A 22,537-nucleotide genomic window follows, 5' to 3' on the forward strand; every position below is an offset into this window, starting at 1 on the left:
TACTATGCGTGGTTTTGGGTTGAAAAACTTTGCCAAACATACACGCCTTCGGGCATATTCCAACGGGCAACCAAAAAAAGCCCGACCACTTGCGTAGCCGGGCGTGGAAGAGGGGTAACAAGGACCTATTCTTTCACCAGCTTATGAATGATTCGTTGCCGCTCCAGTATTACTTCCAGCGCATAGACGCCGGTAGCCAGTGACGAAACAGTCAGAACACGTTCGTTCTTACCAGCTATACCCTTATGCGTATGCTGCTGATAAACACGGCCCTGTACGTCTAGCAAACGCAGTTGAACATCACTGGCTTCTTTTAGTATAAATGTTACTATAACCTCATTATGAACCGGATTCGGGCGCACTTTCACTAAGCTTACCTCCTCTATAGTTTCCTGTTTGGCGCCCACTCGTAACCCATTCGTTGAGAAATAAACGGCTCCATCCTGAGTCGTTCCCTGTTGATAACCCGATGGAGGGGTTATGCTTGTTGGGAATTCAAGGCCCCACCAACCCGTAGTTCCTGCATTGAGGCACCCTTGGAGATTTTCCACACCGGAATCTTTGGTGAAATTATCCCAGAAATTATCACCGCGTGGGTAGTACTTGTCATTGTATGAGTTCGGCTCAGCGGTTACCAAGGCCCGCTTCCCATTCGGAAACTGACGAATCTCGACGTTCAAATTATTCCAGGAGCCCACATGGCGGGGGCCGCTACTAAAATCGCAGGGATTAGGCGGATTGGTACCATTCTGTGCATAATAAACGGCTCCATCCTGCTCTGTACCCTGATAATAACCGGCTGGCGGAGCAATGCTGGAGGGGTTAGTCATGCCACCCCAATCCGTAGTACCCGCATTGAGGCAGCTTTGCAAACCAGCCGCATTGGGGTCTTGATTAAAGCTTCCCCAGAAATTATCGCCACGCGGATAGTATTTGTCATCGGAGGAGCCTGGAATGGCCGTCACTAATACATTTCTTCCGGAGATCGAGCGAATCTGGTCGTTCAGATTCGACCAGGTGCCCACATAACGAGGGCCGTTACTGAAATCGCAGGTGGGAGTGGAACCACAGTTTACACTGACGTTGAAGTTAAAAGTTGGTGTATAACAACCAGCGCCAGATTTGGACATGGCCAGACTGTACTGATATGTTCCTGCAGAAGCTGGAGCCGTTACGTTCAAACTTGGGTTCGAGCTTGGGTTATAAGGAACATTAGGGCCACTATAGGTATAGGTAATTCCCTGACATTCCCAACCGTTTGAATTGCCGGGCCCAGCCGTACAGCCCGAACTGAGAGTCATGGCCTGATTACAATTGACACTCGTTGGTGTAATGGCCGTAGCCGTAAAATTACAATCTGGACTACAGACGTAGCTAGTGGGTATACCCACCGCTCCCCAGGCAGCAGCGACGGCGCGTTGTTGAGGAGAACATTCGCCAAAAACGGCTCCAGCTGCGATACGAAGGGCATTGGCGGTATTAGCGTAGTTATAATCACCATAAATGTAATTTTCAAGCGCCCAATACACGACGCTCATCGCATCGTCGAAACCAATGGGTGAGATATGGTTCTCATTGGGGCCCGAACCTGTTGTCAATGTATGAAACCATTTACCCAGAACAGTTGCATTATGATGCACTTCATTATTAAAATCCCAAAAGCCTTGCTCCTGATAGGTTTGTGGATAGGCTCTATTAGGGAATACATTTACATCGACAATACTATGTGGGGCAGCCATATCTCGACTAAGCCAGGCATCTTCGCCGAGCCGATAATTCCAGGCATCGTTCGGACCTCCTGCGGGATAAAGATCCCGTTCGATGCCCGTACCAATAATATCGGAGAAGCCTTCGTTTAATGCGCCTGTTTCGCCATTAAAAATTGTCCAGCCACCCACCAAATGGTTGGACACACCATGCCCATATTCATGACCAACAATGTCAACTGTAGATAAATTAGTGCCATTATGTGAACCAATTACTATCATTCTTTCATCTTGGTCCCAACCAGCATTATTTTGATAGTTAGGCATAACTAAAATACGCCCTAATCTACCCTGGCCATCGGTACCATTCAGCCCATACCGGTTCAGAAAATATTGATAAGAACGCCAGACAGTCCAATGGGCTAATGTAGCACTCTGTACATTATTGCCCCAATTCACGGTAGGATTGATTAATGGAGCATCATTCCAGTTAAGATCACCATTCCAATCCCAGCGGGTATCCAATGCCTGCGGCACGTTAGTGCTCATGGTCAGTTGATACCCACCACCAGAAGCAGATTCTACCTCAAAAGTGGGGGTTGGATTGCTTCGCGCATAAATCGAAGTGAAGGTTGCTGCTGTCATAGGCGCCATAGCTCTGTCAGAGTTTGATGCAATTTGTGGCTTTGGAGCAAACCCGAAAGGTTTGGCAGCATGTCCATGCTCGGTACTGAAACACTTATTGACTAGCGAATGATGTTTCAGTACCACGCCTGATCCTGCGTCGACGTACACCCGGTTAGCCTCAAGAATTGTTTCGCTATAGAGATCGAACACATAGGCAAAACGGTAGCTATCTTTTATATAGTCATCTCCCAGTTTAGTAAGCACTAGCTCGCCTTTGGGTAATTTCTGACCTTTAAGCTTGTCTTTACTCAGCTTACGATCTGATAAGGCAGCCTCCAACGCTTTAACTTCGGCAATGGGCTTGTCGACATCAATGTCTAAGTCCTCTACAACGCGAGTATGAGCCGCTTTGAGCCGAGCATTTCGGGAGTGTAGGGTCAAATGACCACCTTCAACGAGTATGTTTTTGTAATACAGTTGATAATGCTGGTGACGGGTTTCTTTCACATCGGTTCGGTCGCGTACTAACCTAAGCTGGTAGCCATCCTGAATACCGATATTTTTAGCAAATTTACTAGGGAACAAAGCCGCTTCGATGGTTTCACCATCTGACTTGAATTCTAGCCAGCCATCATCGGTAGCGCGGCTGGTCAGTTGGAGTAAGGATTTGTTGTTCTCGCGAAGGTACTTTGGCTTAAATTTCTGGGCAAAGGAGCTAGTTATCGCTTCAAAAATTAAGCAACAAATAAATAGGTATCAGGTTAGAGTTATTTTCATATAGTGGTCCCGCTTTTTTGTACCACCCTTTAAGCTTGTCGGAATGGTTGCTAACTTAGTTAACCATGAAAGCAAAAAGCCGTCGCCAGTTCACCTCCGAGTTTAAGGTGAAGGTCGTTTTAGAAGTATTGCGTCAGGACAAAACACTCAATCAGATCGCCAGCGACTACGATTTGCATCCACAGTTGGTGCAAACCTGGAAACAAACGTTTATGGCTGCTGCCCCACAAGTATTTGATCAACAAAAGGGGGCAGAAAAACCCGTCGCCGATGAAAAGGGACCACTTTATGAGCAGATCGGACGACTTCAGATGGAGTTGAGTTGGCTCAAAAAAAAAACTGGGAATCAACCTCTAAGCCAACGACGCGCCATGATCGAACGATCCCATCCTGAGTTAAGCCTTCGGCGGCAATGTTGGCTGTTGGGTGTCAGCCGAACTGGTCTGTCTTATGAGCCTGTAGTGACCAATGAGCAAACCCTACTAATAATGCGCCGACTTGATGAGTGGTATGTGGAGCATCCTGACCTGGGTCATCGGCGTCTGGTAGTACTCCTCAAAGAGGAAGGCTGGGAAATTAACATCAAGCGAGTTCGCCGATTAAGAGCCTTGATGGGATTAGAGACCCCGTTTCCTAAACCAAACCTGTCCAAACCAGGAGTGCCCCGGCAACGATTCTTTTATCTGTTGAGAGGGTTGATAATCGACCGCATCCATCAGGTCTGGGCCACTGATATCAGTGTATATTCCCATGCCCAAAGGCTTTTTTTATGTGATGGCCATTTTAGATTTGCACAGCCGTTATGTCCTGCACTGGCAGTTGAGCAATACTCTCGAAGCGGACTGGTGTGTGGCTACCTTACAGCAAAGCTTAGGGCAGTGGGGCAAACCACAGATTTTCAATACTGACCAGGGCAGTCAATTCACCAGCGACGATTTTGTGGCTGTGCTACAAGATCATCAGATTGCTATTAGTTGGGATGGAAAAGGGCGGGCTTTGGATAATATCTTCGTTGAACGGTTCTGGCGAACCCTGAAATATGAAGATGTTTATTTGCGAAACTACCAAACAGGCAGTGAGTTACGGGCGGGTTTGGTTAAGTATTTTCAGTACTACAATAATCAACGTCCTCATCAGTCGTTGGGCTACCGCCCCCCGGCAAGGATACTAATGGAAGGGAAGAAAAACGAATACAAATCTGTCAACTAACCATTTCGTTTGGCCGAACAGTGGTACAGACAATGGGGTACACTATATTCATGATTATGTGTTAGAACGGTGGGTAAACTCTTTATTTAACTTCTTCAATGCGGTCAACGTAAACGTTCAAAATTGGTGAGGCTATTATTGTCTGGGTCAAGCGGTCGTGATAAACTTTCCCCCATACTCTATAGCGAAATGGGTAATCCTCCCAAGATTTTGCATTTAATGAGACGGTATTTAATAAGCCGACGATTTTTGCATGGCTTAAATCACAGACACCTAACGAATAGGCCTTAAAAGTCTCAGACACAGCTTTACTTGGGAAACCATTCTTAAATGTCAAGCTTGATCCGCTCAAATCTGCAGGCTCGTTTGCAATTGTCTCCACATAATCATAGTACCGAGCATCTAGCATACAACACGTACCATCATTACAAGAGTGGGCTACCTCAGGACCAGGTTTAGGTGGATCTTTCTGGCAACCCACGCCTAGTGCTAGCCATGACATGCCTACCACAGCCAGGCTTCGTAGTTGATTTGTTTTCATAGTGAGATTTTAGTTAGAATGATTTGCTCACAATTATATGTAATCTTTTTTGTCTTTAATAGTTATTTACATTATTTTGATACAATTCTACTCGATTAAGTATTTAAATTTATATACTATATTTATCCATAGTTTTACAAAAATAACCAATGTCTTCTCAATTCCCATGTTGAGATGGTAGCCTTTAATCTAAAAGCCTATTGCTCCACTATGTTGTAGGATAAGGTCAAGGCTTTGGGCGGACCTGATAATGAAGAAAGCTGCATCGACATCTTTATCCTTTCGGAACTCAAGCCAGCCATCATCTGTGGCTCGGCTGGTTAGGGATAATAGACTTTTGTCGTTTTCTCTTAAATATTTAGGTGCAAATTTCTGGCCATATAAGATGTCATTTTGGAACAATAGGCTACAAAATAAGAGCCAGAAAATTAGATACTTTTGCATAATGGGATGGATTAAAGGGATTGAATAAGAAATAGAGAGATTAATTAGCCTTTTCGATCTTATCAATTCGCACTGCATGGACTGGAGCTCCATCAAAGGCATAGATGGGGACGCGATAAATGGTACCCCATACACGATAAGGGTACATATTGGTCGAATCAACTAGACGAGCCTTGAGTGTAACCGGGTCGATTACAATGCTGTTTGTCAGATTCATATGCTGAATCTGTTCACCCTGCACACTGCAAATAAAGGCTGTACGAATTAGTCGGGACCCAAACCAAGTAATTGAATCCTGGAAGGTAAATGAGGAGCCGCCAAAATAAGCTGGCGCATTGACATAGGTCCGTACAACGGTATTTTGATAGCCTGCCATACAACAGCTCCCATTCTTGCAGTCAGGTTGAGGTGGTTTTTTGCTACAACCTGCACTCAAACACGACCACAGCAGGCCTACCGTGGCCAGGCTTGATAATTGCTTAATTTTCATGATAAGAATTTATTTAGGTTGATTTGGCTACAATTCTACGTATCTCATTCTAGCTTTTAAGCCAGCCATCATCAGTGGCGCGACTGGTCAGTTGGAGCAGGGTTTTATCATTTTCACGGAGATACTTAGGTTTGTAGCGCTGAGCGATTGAACCATTACTAATACTAAAAAGTATTAGGTTACATAAAAAAAATACGAAAAAATAGGGTGGTCATGATGGTTTACAAGTTGAAGGGTGGTTATAAAAAATCTAATAAACGTTTTCTATTTTTTCGACTCTAATCGCATAAGCATCATACACAAGTAGATGTATGCCAGGAGTTTCGTAGAAGGTACCCCAGAGCCGATAAGGGTATGCACGCGTCGAATCAATCGGACGATTCTTGCCATCCTTATCAATCATAGTATTCGATTTCAGATGCATGCCCGCTATCAAATCCTCTTGAACTTGACAAGTAAATGCCGCATCAATTAGTGAATCACGTCTCCCCATTATTTTAATAGGTTCTTTCAAGACGAATCCTACATTAATATAGTCCACCCGAATACCATCCAATCGCTTAACAAATAAGTTGGGCGTATTGGGCATACAACATTCGCCATCTTTACAAGGATCAGGTGGGCTACAGCCTGCACTCAGACCCAGCCACAGCAGGCCTACCGTGGCCAAGCTTCGTAGTTGATTTGATTTCATGATGAGAATCTATTAAGGTTGATTTGGTCATAAACATAAATAATCTTTTTTACAAAAAGTATGTATTTATAAATTCTTTACGAAACTATATTCTTAATTTATTATATATATTTATCAGGCAATTATGGAAAATATGTATACTTTATTAACCATAATCACCCAATACCCTTGTCAGTCACGGGCCGCTGCGCTAGTGGTCAATCCGAATGCTGATTTCTCCCCGATTTTGTAACACAGCAGATAACACAGTCAATAAAAATCACTTTTACCTTAAAAAGGCACCAGACTGGTAACCCTCAACGAATCAGTCAGGCCTACTTTTCTCTCAGTCTTTATAAACCTGGACATGGTTCAGCACTTAGTTGTATGGTTCCCATTTAGCAACAAAAAAGCCCGACCACTTGCGTAGCCGGGCTTTCTATCGTTTACGGATATTCGATTAATGAGCTAGCATTCTTAGGACTAACGTCTTTAATCCAGTTTCCTGTTATTAAGCAGTTTCCAGAATCTCAGCCGATTTAACGGTTTTGATAATGACAGCAGCTACTTTATAAGGATCAGCGGCCGAGTTCGGACGACGATCTTCGAGCCAGCCTTTCCAGCCGCGTTCTACCGTAGCGATAGGGATACGGATCGAAGCACCCCGGTCAGAGATACCGTAAGAGAACTGATCGATCGACTGGGTTTCGTGTTTACCTGTCAGACGTTGCTCGTTATCAGCACCATATACGGCAATGTGCGCTTTGATAACATCGGCAGGCGAGAAAGACTGACAGATTTTGTCGTATACTTCCTTGCTTCCAGACGTGCGCAGAGCCGTGTTCGAGAAATTAGCGTGCATACCCGAACCGTTCCAGTCAGTTGCACCCAGCGGCTTGCAATGCCAGTTGATGGCAATATTGTATTTCTCGCCGATACGCTCCAGGATATAACGGGCAACCCAAATCTGGTCACCAGCTGCTTTTGCTCCTTTAGCGAAAATCTGGAACTCCCACTGACCTGTTGCCACCTCGGCGTTGATACCTTCAACGTTCAGGCCAGCTTCCAGGCAAGCGTCCAGATGCTCTTCAATAATATAGCGACCATAGGCATTCTGAGCGCCTACAGAGCAATAATATGGGCCTTGTGGGCGCGTTGGGAAACCTTCGGCCGGGAATCCTAGTGGTTTATCAATGCTTAAATCCCATAGGAAATATTCCTGCTCAAAACCAAACCAGAAATCGTTATCGTCGTCTTCAATCGTAGCACGTCCGTTTGTTACGTGAGGAGTACCATCAGCATTCAGCACTTCACACATCACGAGGTAACCATTCTTACGCTGCGGATCTGGTACAATAAAAACTGGTTTCAGCAAACAGTCCGATGAACCGCCTTCGGCCTGCTCGGTCGAAGAGCCGTCGAACGACCACATCGGGCAATCTTCGAGACTACCCGAGAAATCAGCTTCAATTTTTGTTTTGGAACGCAGGCTTTGGGTGGGCTTATAGCCATCGAGCCAAATGTACTCTAACTTCGACTTTGCCATGGTATACAGGTGGATTGTATTGAGATACGGGTTTTGTTACGATACTTTCAGCAAATATAGAACGACGCAACAATAATTTATTAATGCATCTACCCTCCCAGACGGTATTTCTTACGGATTTTATGGAATTATTATAATTAAAATTCGTTTGGTACAGAAAATAGCCATATTTCATTAGAAAAATTAATGAAGCTCTAATTTGGAGTTCGAATGACGAAAACCATCCGTTAGAAGCACTACATCTTTAAAAATGAACCTGATAGCGCCTAAACAATAGCTTTTTACCCATTTTTACCTAAATTGACAATTAGCTTGCAGGAATAAATTACACTCGATCTTTCTCTAGAAGTCATATCTGCATTATTTTGCGCATTCGTTCTGCTTTTGACCAACCGCTGTAGGGCATTCGCCGGGAACCGTGCCACGGTTATCAGGAGTAGTATCAGTAACCATGGCACGGTTCCCGGCAAGAGGCTTACAGTGTTAACATACTGGTAAAAAGAAACCCGAAAGTCTGTTGATCGCTTTCTTTACTTTTATGACCTCAAGCTATCATTTTGCATTGCCCCACAAGTCAGCCGTGTAATCAGGATAGCCTCTTTTGTCCATCAATCATCCTTTGAACGTAATGGATTCCAGACGGGAATTTTTAAAGAAAGCTGCTCTACTGTCAACCGTAGCCGGTTTTTCGGGCGTATTGCCCGCTTCGATTCAAAAAGCGTTTGCCATTGATCCTCAACCCGGCACCACCTATCTGGATGCCGAGCATGTGGTTATCCTGATGCAGGAAAACCGCTCCTTCGACCATACATTCGGTACGCTCCAGGGCGTTCGTGGTTTTAATGACCCAAGAGCCATTGACCTGCCGAACAAAAACAAAGTGTGGCTTCAGACCAACGCGGCCAACGAAACCTACGCTCCATTCCGGCTTAATATCCGGGATACAAAAGCGACCTGGATGAGCTCACTCCCCCACTCCTGGACCGATCAGGTCGATGCGCGTAATGGTGGAAAACTGGATAAATGGCTGGACTCCAAGAAGTCGGGCAATAAGGATTATGCCAACATGCCCCTAACAATGGGCTATTATAACCGCGACGACCTCCCCTTCTATTATGCACTGGCTGATGCCTTTACTGTTTGTGATCAGAATTTCTGCTCCTCGTTGACCGGAACGACTCCCAACCGGTTATTTTTCTGGACGGGCACCGTTCGCGATCCAAAGAACCCGCAGGCAATTGCCAACGTCCGCAATGAAAACGTCGATTATGAAGCGGAGGTAAACTGGACGACTTTCCCCGAACGGCTTGAAGATGAAGGCATTTCCTGGAAAATTTACCAAAATGAAATCAGCCTACCTACCGGTCTGGAAGGTGAAGAAGATGCCTGGCTGAGTAACTTCACCGACAACCCAATTGAGTGGTTTTCGCAGTATCGCGTTCGGTTTCACCCGGCCTATTATCCGTTCATTCAGCAACAGGAAAAAATCATACCTGAACGAATCAAGGCACTGGAAGACAAACTAAAAACGCTGACCGAAACGGATAAAGACTATGCAAAAACGAAACGCGAATTAACGAATCAGCTACACTTTCAGAAACTCATTCAGGAGGATCTGGTGAAGTATACGCCAGCGAAGTTTAAGCAACTCTCCCAGCGGGATAAAAACCTTTGCGAAAAAGCATTTACAACCAACGCCAACGATCCGGATTACCATAAACTGACCCGATTAGATTATCAGGATGGAACGACGAAACGGGAGATACAGGTACCCAAAGGCGATGTTCTGCATCAATTTCGGGCCGATGTAAAAAAACAAAAACTACCCACTGTTTCCTGGCTGGTAGCGCCCGAAAACTTTTCCGATCACCCTGGCGCGCCCTGGTATGGTGCCTGGTATATTTCGGAGGTTCTGGACATTCTGACTCAGAATCCCGACATCTGGAAGAAAACTATTTTCATCCTGGCCTACGACGAAAACGATGGCTATTTCGATCACGTTCCGCCATACGTACCGGCCCATCCCGACCAGCCTGAGACGGGTTTAACCAGTAAAGGCATCGATACAAGGCTGGAGTTTGTTACCAAAGAACAGGAGATCAAACGTCAGAACAAGGGGCGCACCGGTCCTATTGGTCTCGGCTACCGGGTTCCGCTGGTCATTGCCTCTCCGTGGAGTCGTGGTGGTTACGTTTGTTCGGAGATTTTCGACCATACGTCGACGCTTCAGTTTCTGGAAAAATTCCTGAGCAATAAAAAAGGCCGGAAAATCGAGGAATCAAATATTAGCGACTGGCGTCGCACTGTTTGTGGCGATCTGACGTCGGCATTCCGGCCGTATCAGGGCGAAAAAATTAAATTACCCACTTTCGTCGCCAAAGAAGCGTTCATTGAAAGCATACACAAGGCCCAGTTCAAGCCCGTACCAACTGGTTATAAAGCCTTTAGCCCGGATGAGATTCGCCAGATCAATGCAGACCCAATGACTTTTTCACACTGGCCCCGTCAGGAAAAAGGTGTTCGGCCTGCCAATGCGTTGCCCTACGAGTTGTATGCAGATGGTCGCACAGTCAATGACCGCTTCATGCTAACGTTGGCTGCTAAAAACGAAGTTTTCGGGAAACGAGCGGTTGGATCGCCTTTTCAGGTCTACCAGATCATGAGCGATAACGTGGCGATTCGTTCCTACACAGTTGCCCCCGGCGATCAATTCAGTGATTCCTGGCCACTCAGCGAACCTTATCACCTGCGCGTTTACGGTCCCAATGGGTTCCTTCGCGAGTTTAAAGGGGCAACGGGCAATCCACCAATTGAGGTTTCGTGCCAGTATGAACGGGATGCGAAAAATCAATTTACGGGCAATGTGCTGATAAAAATTAAAAACGCCGACGCACAACGGTCTTATTCGATCCAACTTACCGATAATGCCTATCGGACTAAAGGTGAGCAGAAAATGCTGGAAAAAGCAGGCGCAAAAGGCGCTCAAACTACTATCGTACTGAATTTAAAAAACAGCCACAACTGGTATGATTTTAGTCTGCAAGTATCCGGCTTTGCCGCCTTTGAGCAACGGTATGCCGGTCGCGTTGAGACCGGAAAAGCGGGTTATAGTGATCCTCTGATGGGTCAGTCTGGAAACGTTTAACCTATTATTTCTCAAGTAACCTCCTTACCAAATTACCTCTTTCCAGCATGGCCAACGAACAACCAGCCTTAAAACAAGCATTAAAACCGATTCATTTATGGGCAATTGGGGTTGGGCTGGTCATATCCGGTGAGTATTTTGGCTGGAATTATGGTTGGGGGGTGGCCGGAACCGTGGGGCTTTTACTGGCAACTCTTGTCATTACGCTCCTTTATTTCACCTTTATTTTCAGCTTTACGGAGCTAACCACATCGATTCCCAATGCGGGCGGGCCCTTTGCGTATGCACTCAAAGCGTTCGGCCCGCTGGGAGCGTTGGTGGCAGGTTATGCAACCCTCATCGAGTTTCTGTTTGCCGCCCCGGCTATTGCGCTTGCGTTGGGGAGCTATGTTCACTTTCTGTACCCATCCATTTCAGTGGTCGGTGTGTCGGTCGGATCATACATTTTATTCACACTGATCAATTTGCTCGGAATCAAAGAAGCGGCCTGGTTTTCACTGGTTATGACGCTGCTTGCTATTGCCGAACTGCTTCTGTTTATCGGCGTAGTTGCACCTGATTTCAAACTGGCTAATTTTCTGCATAACCCCATGCCATTTGGCTGGTCGGGCGTCTTTGCCGCCCTGCCCTTTGCGATCTGGCTTTATGTATGTCTGGAAGGCGTCGCGATGGTAGCCGAGGAGGTCAAAAACGAGAAAAATGCTATCGCAAAAGGGTATATTTCCGCGCTGCTGACGCTAACGATCCTGGCTTTGGCGGTCATGATTTGCGTAGGGGGTATTGCTGAGTGGGAAAAGCTAGCTACGCTCGATTATCCTCTTCCCGAATCGATTGGACTGGTTTTAGGTCGTACGAATCCGTGGACGAAACTGTTCGCCAGTATTGGACTCTTCGGCCTCATTGCGTCCTTTCATGGAATTATTATCAGCTATTCCCGGCAGATTTTTGCACTTTCCCGCAGCGGTTATTTACCCGTTATTTTGTCAAAAGTTAGCCCTCGTCAGCAGGTGCCTTACTGGGCCTTACTGGCGGGTGCTGCTCTGGGCGTTTTAGCGTTGCTGTTGCTGGATACGAGCAAGCTGGTTTTACTTTCAACAATTGGCGCTGTAGTCGTCTATATTGTCAGTATGCTGGCTTTATTTAAACTTCGCCGGAGCGAACCAACTCTCAGTCGACCCTTCAAAGCACCTTTCTACCCGGTATTTCCTGCCCTTGCCCTGCTGCTGGCCATTGTAGCTCTGGCCGCAATGATTTATTTTTATAGTTGGTTGTGTCTGCTGTTTCTTGCCGGATTATTTGCCATTATCGTTCTCTTCTACGCCTTTGGTAAACACCGAAAAAGCAAGGAACTGATGCAAATCTGACGAGCAACGGGTTTATTCTTTAACCAGTCGCGTCAGCCAGCCATATCTGAAAAATCATAAGCCGAAAACCACGTTCATGAGTTATCAGTACACCATCCGGGGTTTCACCTACCGATTTGAGGACTTGAAAACGCTATTGGCCAAAGCAAGTCCATTGCGTTCAGGTGACGTACTGGCGGGGCTGGCGGCTGAGAGTTACGAAGAGCGGGTGGCTGCCCAACTGGCGCTGGCGGATGTGCCCCTGTCAACTTTTCTGAATGAGGTACCCATTCCCTACGAATCCGACGAGGTTACCCGCCTTATTGTTGATACCCATCATACAGAATCCTTTTCGCTGATCAGCCATTTTACCGTTGGCGATCTGCGCGACTGGCTCCTGAGCGACGCGGCCGACTTAGCCACGATCCGGCAAATCGCACCCGGTCTGACACCTGAGATGGTATCCGCCGTGTCGAAACTTATGCGCAATCAGGATCTAATTCTGGTGGCGAAGAAATGTGAAGTGGTGACCCAGTTTAGAAATACGATTGGATTGAGAGGGCATTTATCGGTCCGCCTACAACCCAATCACCCTGTAGATGATGCCAAAGGAATAGCGGCCAGCATGATCGACGGTCTGTTGTATGGCAGTGGTGATGCCATGATCGGGATCAACCCAGCAACCGATAGTCCCGCCGTGACCGCTCGCCTTTTGCACATGATCGACGGCATACGGGAGCGATTTTCGATACCAACCCAAAGCTGCGTGCTGAGCCATATTACAACCACACTGCAATTGATCGAACAGGGCTCACCCGTTGATCTGGTTTTCCAGTCAATTGCGGGCACCGAAAAAGCCAATACCAGCTTTGGCGTGAGTCTGTCGCTACTTCAGGAAACCTACGAAGCCGGATTGTCGCTGAAGCGGGGTACGCTTGGCCAGAATATCATGTATTTCGAAACAGGCCAGGGAAGTGCGTTATCGTCCAACGGGCATCATGGTGTCGATCAGCAAACCTGCGAAGTTCGCGCGTATGCCGTTGCCCGTCATTATGACCCATTTCTGGTGAACTCGGTTGTCGGTTTCATTGGGCCAGAATATTTATTCGACGGAAAACAGATCATTCGCGCCGGACTTGAAGATCATTTCTGCGGAAAACTGATGGGATTACCTATGGGAATGGATATCTGTTATACCAATCACGCACAGGCCGATCAGGACGATATGGACACCCTTCTGACGCTATTAGGTGTGGCGGGTATTAATTTCATCATGGGAATACCGGGTGCCGACGACATCATGCTCAACTACCAGTCTACGTCTTTCCATGATGCGTTGTATTTGCGTCGGGTGCTAGGGCTACGTGCCGCGCCTGAATTTGAGGCCTGGTTACTTGGGCAGGGAATTATGGACGCATCTGGAAATCGCCTGTCGACAAGTGTACAGAAACAATTTTACGCGGAGTTGATTGGTGGATGAATAAACCGAAGAAAATAGCGACCGAAACGGACGATTGGCAAGCCCTGAAATCGTACACAGCTGCCCGAATTGCCCTGGGCAGAACAGGCGTTTCAATTCCACTTCGGGAGTCTCTCCAGTTCAAACTGGCTCACGCCCACGCCAAAGACGCCGTTTATTCATGTTTGGATAATAGTGGTTTACAGGAAGCGTTGGCTGATACGGAATTACCCATCTACAGTGTTTATAGTCAAGCGGCAAACCGGGATATTTATCTACAACGGCCTGATCTGGGAAGGCTATTATCGGAGGAATCGGCCCGTCAGCTTCACGATCTAAACGCATCTCCTTCCCAGCTGAGCATCATCATTGCCGACGGGCTTTCGGCTAGTGCGGTTAATACCTATGCCCCCTTGGTTATTCGCAACCTGATCGATGCGGCACGGCTGGCAGGTTATACATTCGCTCCCATTACACTGGTCGAGCAGGGCCGTGTAGCGATCAGCGACGACATAGGCCATATTCTTCAGGCTCAGCTGGTTATTATGCTGATTGGCGAAAGGCCGGGTCTTAGTTCGTTCGACAGTATGGGCGCTTATCTTACCTACGCTCCCCAACCGGGTCTGACGGATGAACGCCGGAACTGTCTTTCCAATATCCGTGATCAGGGCCTCCCTCCTGCCGTGGCCGTCAGCAAGTTGATGAGGCTGATTGATTCGGCCTTTCGGCTACAACTTACCGGTGTTTCCCTGAAAGATACCGACGGCTCCGAACCGGATCGTTTGCCAATCGGGTGACTTTCAGTTAGCAATACGGAACCCACCCCGCTGTTTTTTTGTAATTTTGCAGAATCAGTGTGTTTTCGTTGTAGTAGTGGGTTTGGAACCGTGGCACGCATACCAACCACTGCTACAACGAAGGAAATTACGTATCGTGAAAAAAGTCGCCTTCTATACGCTTGGCTGTAAGCTGAATTTCTCAGAAACCTCTACCCTCGCCCGTTTGATGGAACAGCATGGGTATGAACGGGTGGAGTTTAATCAACAGCCTGACATATTTATCATCAATACCTGCTCTGTGACGGACAATGCCGATAAAAAATGCCGGAAAATTGTTCGTGAAGCGCAAAAAATCAATCCCGATGGCTATGTAGCTGTTCTTGGGTGTTATGCCCAGCTGAAACCACAAGAAATTTCAGAGATTCCGGGTGTTGATGCTGTACTCGGTGCGGCCGAGAAGTTTCGGCTCCATGAACTCATGCCGACATTCGAGAAGGTGCCAACGGGTCAAACCGCCCAGATTTTCAACTCGCCAATTGAGGAAGTAATCGACTATCATGCTTCCTATTCGCTCAACGACCGGACACGCACGTTTTTGAAAGTACAGGACGGGTGCGATTACCCATGCGCCTACTGTACGATCCCGCTCGCACGGGGAAAAAGCCGCTCCGACACAGTTGCTAACGTGGTGCGGGCAGCCTATGAAATTGCCGAACGTGGAGTGAAGGAAATCGTACTGACAGGCGTTAACATCGGCGACTTCGGGCTAATCAATAGCACCGGGCTGGGAATCCAGCGCCAGGAGACATTTTTTGATTTAGTACAGGCATTGGACGAGGTCGACGGTATTGAACGTTTCCGGATTTCGAGCATTGAACCGAACCTGCTTACCGACGAGATTATTGCCTTTGTAGCCCAATCAAAGCGGTTTGTCCCCCATTTTCACGTACCGTTACAATCGGGAAGCAACCGGGTGTTGGGCCTGATGCGCCGTCGATATAAGCGTGAACTGTATACTGACCGGGTTCAGAAAATAAAGGAATTGATGCCACATGCCTGCATTGGTGTAGACGTGATTGTGGGCCACCCCGGCGAAACTGAAGAAGCCTTTAAAGAGACATACCTGTTCCTGAACGAATTACCGGTTTCATACCTGCATGTCTTTACATATTCCGAACGGCCCAATACCACCGCGTTATCGATCAAGCCGGTAGTTCCAGGCCATGTTCGCGCTGATCGCTCGAAAATGCTGCATATTCTGTCGGATAAGAAACGTCGTGCTTTCTATGATTCGCAGGTGGGTCGTGACGCAACGGTTCTGTTTGAAGAAGACATTGCCGACGGTCTGATGCAGGGCTTCACCGAAAACTACGTTCGTGTGGTTGCAAAATATGACCCATTGCTAATTAATGAAACGCTACCCGTTCACCTGACCGCCGTCAACGCCGTCGGTCTGATGGAGGTTGCGGAAGCTGTCGATATGCTCTAGCTTATAAACAGAATACTATTTTTAAAGCCGGTCGATGAACCGGCTTTTTTATGGCAATAGCTGGTGATTCGCGAGACGATAATCAGGGGAAGTGAATTACGAATAAAACTGACCCTGCACATGGCCGGAACGATGAGATAACCGATATTGCCGCATTTACGAATTGATTCGATAAATCCCTGCACCCCTCAATCGTTAACCGAATTACCCATGAAACAACACATTGCCCATCTTGCTCTCGTTGTCAATGACTATGACGAAGCGATTGATTTTTACACGAATAAACTCCATTTCGACCTGCTGGAGGATACCATTTTAAGTGAAACAAAACGATGGGTTCGGGTAGCCCCCAAAGGTTCGTCGGAATGTTGCTTATTACTCGCCAAAGCAGACGGTGAAGATCAACGAAGCCGGGTGGGGAATCAGACGGGTGGGCGTGTCTTTCTCTTTTTGTACACTGATGATTTCTGGCGCGATTATGAGACCATGCAGAAGGCAGGCATCAAATTCGTTCGGCCACCTGTTGAGCACCCTTATGGCACAGTCGCCGTTTTTGAAGATCTATATGGCAACTTATGGGATTTGCTTGAGCCTAGAAAGTAGCGTTCACGGAAATCCAGTTGAGTTTCACACCATCACGATTATGCTAAAACGCATTTACACTATCTTTTTTCTTGTGGTTTCCCCACTGGTTTGCAGTCAGGCTCAACAGAATGTAGCCTCAATTGACTCACTGCTACAGGCTTATTACAATCGACAGGAGCTTAATGGTACCATTCTGATTGCTCAACATGGAAAAGAGATCCTTTCCAGAAGCTATGGCATGGCAGATGTTGATAAACAGCACCCGCTTACCAGTTTGACACAATTTCAAATTGCATCGGTGTCAAAACAGTTTACGGCTTATGCCATTATGCACTTAAAAGCAACTGGAAAGCTCCAGTACGATGATAACGTTCAGACCTATCTGCCCACCTTTCCGTATCCGAACATTACAATCCGTCATTTGCTCACCCACACGTCAGGGCTGCCTGACTTCTGGACGCAGATCAGGCCGAAGCTGGATACCTCAAAATCGAACGGAAACGCAGAAATGCTGGCTTATTTAGCTGAACATAAGCTGCCGCTTCAGGCACCTCCTGGCACAAAATGGATTTATTGCGACATCGGATTCGATTTACTGGCAACTATCATCGAACGACTATCCGGGATGACTTATCAGGCGTTTTTGCGCAAATACCTGTTCGAACCAGCATCCATGAACGATACAGAGGCCCTGCTGGTCACGGATATTCGACGCATAAAGGCAAAGAATCTGGCAACCGGCTATCTGCGCCGAAACAACACCCTCAAGCCAGCACACCTCGAGCCTGACCAGAATTTTGTATTCTACCTCGGCGATTTTTACGGCGACGGGTCGGTCATTTCAACTACTGGTGATCTGAAAAAGTGGGATGATGCCCTGAGCAATTATAAACTCCTGCCCAAAGCGATTCAGGATGAAGCCTTTCGGCCCGCCCGTACTCCTGAGGGGCAATTGATTGAGTTCAGGTCCGGCACAACCTATGGCTTTGGCTGGTTTTTACGGCAGCATCCGGTTCTGGGCCAGCAGATTATGCATTCAGGTGGGCAACCGGGATTTCAAACCTGGTTTGCCCGATTCCCGGATAAACAATTGTGCGTCGTCATCTGCATGAACGTAGAAAGCAAAAAACTGGATGAGATGACAAAAGGAATTCTGTCCTATCTGCGGTAAAAAAGCTGGGAGAAATCAGCTGACCCTTATAAAAAACGCGGCCTCATTCAATGAATGAGGCCGCGCCAAGTTAACACCTGATTCTATTTCCCCTGCGTTAGCTCACGCTCTTCGTAGGCCAGGTTGTATTGCTTCAAAACATCTGCCGGTACGCCGTCCCATTGGTTCGGAACGTTGCCAACATAACCGATGTCTTTAACGCCCATCTGGCTGGTAAAAAAGCCCGTTGCCGTCATGTTCCGCATCATCGAAAAAAACGATGCGCCCTGGGTCATGTCGGGCTTAGCCAGTTTGGGGTAAGCGATCTGCTCAATCATATCGATCTGCTGCGCTTTCGTACACAGCACAAACTGTTTACCGTAGCGTTTGACGCAGGTATTGTCGAGCCAGCGAATACCACCCCGCATTGGCGTCTGGTTACTGGGCTGGTCTTTCATCATGAACTCGATGAAAGCGGGAACACCCGCCTGCGACGCACTACCCGACCGTTCATCGGCAGGGATAATGATATCCGACAGCACCGTAACGGTTTGCAATTCGTGGGGTGTAAAAAACTTTTCGGCATTCAGTTTGGCATCGCGCTCAGCTTCGAACTTCTGCCGTCCGCCCGGAATTTTGAGCGGTTTAACGTCAGGCGGTGCTGGCACGGCTGCTTCTACTGGCGAAACTGCCAGACCGAAGCCGGCAAGGGAAAAGGCTTTAAGGGTGTCTCTGCGTTTCATGACCGAAAATTTAAATATTCTTCTTCTTTACCTGATCAATTAAGTATTCCGATGTACGCATTGAACTGGCCAGAATCGTCCAGGTTACGTTTTTATCGCCCTGTGACGGGAATGGCGCAGCATCGACTACGAATAGGTTCTTCACATCGTGAGCCTGCTGATATTTGTTCAAAACCGAATTTTTTGGATCATTACCCATGCGGGCAGTACCAACTTCGTGAATGATCTTGCCGGGTGCTTCCAGTCCATAACTGTTCTCTGGACCGGGTTTATTACCAAGGGCAATACCACCCATCGAATGAATAATTTCTTCGAAGGTATCCTGCATGTGTTTGGCCTGCTTCACCTCATAATCTGACCACTTATAGTTGAATCGAAGCACCGGAATACCGTACTTATCGACAACGTTCGGATCGATTTCGCAGTAGTTACTCTCAAGCGGGACTGGTTCACCCCGGCCTGCCATACCAACATACGCACCATAGAAACGACGGTAATCGTCTTTCAGGCTGGCACCATAGCCACCGCCGGGTTTCATTTTACCATCGCGGCCAGGAATCATTCCATTCATCGCTTCAACACCCCAGCCGAATCCGTAAGCGGGCATACCCATGCCACCCCAGTATTCGATGTGGTAACCACGCGGGAAATCAAGTTTTTTGTTATCGAGCCACCAGGGCGTGAAAACGTGCATGCCGCCAACGCCATCTTCGTTGTAGCGTTTACGGTCCATCAGCGCGGGCACAAACGCCGATCGGCTGGCACCGGTCGAATCGTTGATATACTTCCCTACAACACCGCTCGTATTGGCCAGCCCCTGCGGGAAACGGCTTGATTTCGAGTTAAGCAACAAGCGGGCTGTTTCGCCCGCGCTGGCAGCCAGCACGACCGATTTCGCCATGATTGTTTTTTCCTGCAACGACAGCGTATCCACGTAACTAACGCCCGTTGCGAGCCCCGTTGCGGTGTCGGTAAGCACTTCGCGAACCATAGCCCCGTTGATCAGGGTAACATTGCCGGTTTTCAGCGCTGGTTTTACCAGTACCGACGACGACGAGAAATCGGCATAAGCCTGACAGGCCCGCCCACACTGGCTACAATAAAAACATTGGCCTCGCTCTTCGTTAATCTGTTTGGTAAGAATGGACAAACGAGACGGAATGACCGGAATACCAATACTTCGTGCTCCCTTCCGAATCATCAGCTCGTGCAAACGCGGTTTAGGCGGGGGCAGGAAAATACCATCGGGTTCAGACGGCATGTTTTCGACCGAGCCAAAAACACCAATAAGGCGGTCTACGCGGTCGTAGAATGGTTTGAGATCATCGTAGCCAATTGGCCAGTCTTCACCAACGCCGGTCATGCTTTTACGCCGGAAATCATCAGGTGCAAACCGGAGTGAAATACGCCCCCAGTGGTTCGTACGCCCACCAAGCATCCGCGACCGGAACCAGTGGAATTCAGTTCCCTTTGCAGTCGTATAGGGTTCACCATCGATCTGCCAACCACCCCATGCGGCATCAAAATCGCCAAATGCACGCGTCGTTCCAGCACCACGACGGGGCGACTCCCAGGGCCATTTCAATTGCGTAATATACTTAGGATCAGCGGGATCGAAATAGCCACCGGCCTCCAGCAACGCGACTTTAGCACCGGCTTTAGCAAGTGTGTAGGCGGCCATACCGCCCCCAGCGCCAGAGCCGACAACGACTACATCGAATTGTGCCGGGGCCTTCTTAATCTGAAAGGGGTCCATGCAAAAAGTTGAGATTATTATGAGTACTCTTAAAAATAAGCTTAAATATACTAGCTAAAGAGAGAAACCAGCAGTTGCTACCCTACTTACTTAATCAAACAAATACCAATCGACGCCGAAAGCAAAACTCCGGCGCATGGGGAGAAAATCAGGAGCAACAAAATAACCCGGCTGAAACACCCCCTGATTGACATGAGAAAACTTAACAAACAACCGGGTTCGGTTGACACGCAGGTTGGCGAAGACATCAGCCAGCACATATCCCTCTACCTGCTTTGTATTCTGAATATAAAATTGCTGAGTGACAGGCATGTAGGCATCGGCATAATAGGGCGACTTGTAATGCAGATCAATCCCTACCTGGATGTAGAGTACTTTGGCATACAGCAACTCATACTGAAAGCGGGCATTCATAAAAAACGGTGGTGTCCGCAAGGCATCGCGCCTTGACTGAACCGTATAATACGCCTGCCCGGATGCCAGGAACTTACCAATTTCAAAGCGATAACCCAGCCCCGTTCGCAGTACGCTGAATGATCCATTTAACTGCCGGGCTACAGCGGCCGTGTCGAAATAGACGTAATTACTGAGCAAATAATAATCCAGCCCCGGTTGCAACTGTAATTTCTTATACCGAAGATTAAGCTTCCCATACGCGTGGTTATAACCTCGCAGGCTGAAGTTATTACGCCAGAAGAAAATATGGCTCTGAAAACGCTCCTGCAACAGCGTCGGATTGGCAAAAATAGACGAGTAGCCAGCCGTTAGGTACTTGCTCTCAAACTGGCCCTGTAGCCGATACCCACCCCCAACCTGGTACTCAGCCTCAGCCGTTACCTGCGATAAACTGTCGGGGAAATAATAGCCTAACCATCCGCCCAGAAACGTTTCGACCCGGCGGGTTTCGTATTCGTTATAATTGGTTCGTGCGGTATTATAGCGTGTATACTGACCATATACCCGGCTTCGGAGATAAGCCCGGTAGTTAAACGCCGACTGGCCCCGTTTATAGACTCCCTTTAGCCCAAACTGGTTTTCGAGTAACCGGAAGCGGGCATCCTGTTCGATACGCGATGTATCGCCCAGAATAGCGGGGTAAAAAGTTTTGTTAATCGCCAGTGTATCGTCCTGAAAATAGTTTTTATGCCGGTTATAATCGAGTCGATGATACACCTGAAACCCCTGGTCCAGCACGTACTGATGGTAAATATGCCAGTCATTCCGAATGTCGCTGCCTTGCGGGTCCGGCAGGTTTAAAGCGCCACCCGTCAATATTGCATCACCGGTGTAAGCATAAATATTTCTCGTTCCGTCGAGATTAGTACCTGGCAATACGCCCCCCTGCTCGGAAATAGTATGGTGCATATTTATGAAATGCAGCAGCAGGGTGTATTTGTCATTTTTCGATCGGTAGTTCGTATGGCCCAGAAATCCCCAGTTTTGCGCCAGCAATTTAGTTGGATCATTCGCGCCACTGGTACCAAATTGCTTCTGGGACGTAAAGCGTTGCAAATTAAAGCCTACATTCCAGCGGGGCGTTATATTCTGGGAGAAATCAAACCGAAGGATGTTCTGATTATGTCCGCCAAGTGCTAGATACATATCCGTAAACGGCGACTTGGTGTCGAAATATTTCACCTGCATCGTTTGATAGGCATACGGCGAAAAAACCGAATAGCCTGTCTGGGCACCTAACTGCTGGGGCACCGATACAAACACATCCTTCATGGGTGTACCCAGATTGCCTAAATCCTGAAATTGGTTCTGGCTTCGCTGAACATACAGAAACTGATGAACATTATCCATGGTCGTATCCATGGTGTAGAGTTTCTTTCGGTTATTAAAAATATCCTCTTCCAGCATGTAACGGGTCGACTTGGGCCCATAAATGACCTTCGTCGTATCATCGATACCACCAAAACTAGCACTGGAGGTACTGCCTGGGCGGTTTGACTGGCCAAAACCACCCGGTAGCTGCTGCGTTGTCCCCGGAAACTGCTGCGCCCGAACGGTAAACATCAGGCTTATAAAAAAGAAAAGAAAAAGTACGCTTCGATTCATCAAGTCAAAAGTAC

General features: G+C 47.5%; 17 protein-coding genes. 9 read left to right on the forward strand and 8 right to left on the reverse strand.

Annotated features, from left to right (window positions below; all coding sequences use genetic code 11):
* Positions 1–125: 125 nt before the first annotated feature.
* Positions 126–2,918 (reverse strand): M4 family metallopeptidase, encoded by a 2,793-nt coding sequence (locus G8759_RS24660; RefSeq protein ID WP_167214111.1) that lies wholly within the window; start codon positions 2,916–2,918, stop codon positions 126–128.
* A gap of 257 nt (positions 2,919–3,175) precedes the next feature.
* Between G8759_RS24660 and G8759_RS24665 the strand changes: the two genes are divergently transcribed.
* Together G8759_RS24665 and G8759_RS36470 are read left to right on the forward strand one after the other, a co-directional pair.
* The gene (locus G8759_RS24665) at positions 3,176–4,018 is read left to right on the forward strand and encodes an IS3 family transposase (RefSeq protein WP_167214114.1); all 843 of its coding nucleotides are present in this window, start codon (positions 3,176–3,178) and stop codon (positions 4,016–4,018) included.
* Positions 3,900–4,319: a transposase gene (locus tag G8759_RS36470; RefSeq protein WP_394353261.1), complete on the forward strand. Its 420-nt coding sequence runs from the start codon at positions 3,900–3,902 to the stop codon at positions 4,317–4,319. Before G8759_RS24665 ends, G8759_RS36470 begins: the two co-directional genes overlap by 119 nt.
* 82 nt (positions 4,320–4,401) lie before the next feature.
* On the opposite strand, the gene G8759_RS24675 is transcribed toward G8759_RS36470, so the two are convergent.
* The 4 genes from G8759_RS24675 to G8759_RS24690 form a co-directional block, all read right to left on the reverse strand.
* Positions 4,402–4,860 carry a hypothetical protein gene (locus G8759_RS24675; protein ID WP_167214117.1) on the reverse strand — a complete coding sequence of 153 codons (459 nt, stop codon included), beginning with the start codon at positions 4,858–4,860 and terminating at the stop codon, positions 4,402–4,404.
* A gap of 484 nt (positions 4,861–5,344) precedes the next feature.
* Positions 5,345–5,680 carry a hypothetical protein gene (locus tag G8759_RS24680; protein ID WP_167214120.1) on the reverse strand — a complete coding sequence of 112 codons (336 nt, stop codon included), beginning with the start codon at positions 5,678–5,680 and terminating at the stop codon, positions 5,345–5,347.
* A 364-nt stretch (positions 5,681–6,044) separates the two neighbouring features.
* Positions 6,045–6,488: a hypothetical protein gene (locus tag G8759_RS24685; protein ID WP_167214123.1), complete on the reverse strand. Its 444-nt coding sequence runs from the start codon at positions 6,486–6,488 to the stop codon at positions 6,045–6,047.
* A 490-nt stretch (positions 6,489–6,978) separates the two neighbouring features.
* Positions 6,979–8,013, reverse strand: a complete 1,035-nt coding sequence (locus G8759_RS24690) for a glutamine synthetase beta-grasp domain-containing protein (protein WP_162389561.1) — start codon at positions 8,011–8,013, stop codon at positions 6,979–6,981.
* A gap of 628 nt (positions 8,014–8,641) precedes the next feature.
* Between G8759_RS24690 and G8759_RS24695 the strand changes: the two genes are divergently transcribed.
* The 7 genes from G8759_RS24695 to G8759_RS24725 all read left to right on the forward strand — a co-directional run bounded on the left by G8759_RS24695 (position 8,642) and on the right by G8759_RS24725 (position 17,984).
* Positions 8,642–11,158, forward strand: coding sequence for a phosphocholine-specific phospholipase C (locus G8759_RS24695; protein WP_167214126.1), 2,517 nt, complete (start codon positions 8,642–8,644; stop codon positions 11,156–11,158).
* Positions 11,159–11,205: 47 nt separating this feature from the next.
* Entirely contained in the window at positions 11,206–12,522 is a 1,317-nt protein-coding gene (gene eat, locus G8759_RS24700; RefSeq protein WP_167214129.1) for an ethanolamine permease, read from the forward strand.
* A gap of 76 nt (positions 12,523–12,598) precedes the next feature.
* The gene (locus G8759_RS24705; RefSeq protein WP_167214132.1) at positions 12,599–13,981 is read left to right on the forward strand and encodes an ethanolamine ammonia-lyase subunit EutB; all 1,383 of its coding nucleotides are present in this window, start codon (positions 12,599–12,601) and stop codon (positions 13,979–13,981) included.
* The gene (gene eutC, locus G8759_RS24710; protein ID WP_167214135.1) at positions 13,978–14,757 is read left to right on the forward strand and encodes an ethanolamine ammonia-lyase subunit EutC; all 780 of its coding nucleotides are present in this window, start codon (positions 13,978–13,980) and stop codon (positions 14,755–14,757) included. Before G8759_RS24705 ends, eutC begins: the two co-directional genes overlap by 4 nt.
* Before the next feature lie 136 nt (positions 14,758–14,893).
* Entirely contained in the window at positions 14,894–16,228 is a 1,335-nt protein-coding gene (gene mtaB, locus G8759_RS24715) for a tRNA (N(6)-L-threonylcarbamoyladenosine(37)-C(2))-methylthiotransferase MtaB (RefSeq protein ID WP_167214138.1), read from the forward strand.
* Between the two features lie 210 nt (positions 16,229–16,438).
* The gene (locus tag G8759_RS24720) at positions 16,439–16,831 is read left to right on the forward strand and encodes a VOC family protein (RefSeq protein WP_167214142.1); all 393 of its coding nucleotides are present in this window, start codon (positions 16,439–16,441) and stop codon (positions 16,829–16,831) included.
* Between the two features lie 40 nt (positions 16,832–16,871).
* Positions 16,872–17,984, forward strand: coding sequence for a serine hydrolase domain-containing protein (locus G8759_RS24725; protein WP_167214146.1), 1,113 nt, complete (start codon positions 16,872–16,874; stop codon positions 17,982–17,984).
* 83 nt (positions 17,985–18,067) lie between these two features.
* On the opposite strand, the gene G8759_RS24730 is transcribed toward G8759_RS24725, so the two are convergent.
* The 3 genes from G8759_RS24730 to G8759_RS24740 all read right to left on the reverse strand — a co-directional run bounded on the left by G8759_RS24730 (position 18,068) and on the right by G8759_RS24740 (position 22,523).
* A complete protein-coding gene (locus G8759_RS24730; protein ID WP_167214149.1) occupies positions 18,068–18,706 on the reverse strand; it encodes a gluconate 2-dehydrogenase subunit 3 family protein in 639 nt (212 codons plus the stop codon).
* Between the two features lie 10 nt (positions 18,707–18,716).
* Entirely contained in the window at positions 18,717–20,462 is a 1,746-nt protein-coding gene (locus G8759_RS24735) for a GMC family oxidoreductase (RefSeq protein WP_162389553.1), read from the reverse strand.
* A 90-nt stretch (positions 20,463–20,552) separates the two neighbouring features.
* On the reverse strand, positions 20,553–22,523 hold the full coding sequence (locus tag G8759_RS24740) for a putative porin (RefSeq protein ID WP_167214151.1): 1,971 nt from the start codon (positions 22,521–22,523) through the stop codon (positions 20,553–20,555).
* Positions 22,524–22,537 lie beyond the last annotated feature (14 nt).

The sequence above is a fragment of the Spirosoma aureum genome (genome assembly GCF_011604685.1).
Taxonomy (GTDB): domain Bacteria; phylum Bacteroidota; class Bacteroidia; order Cytophagales; family Spirosomataceae; genus Spirosoma; species Spirosoma aureum.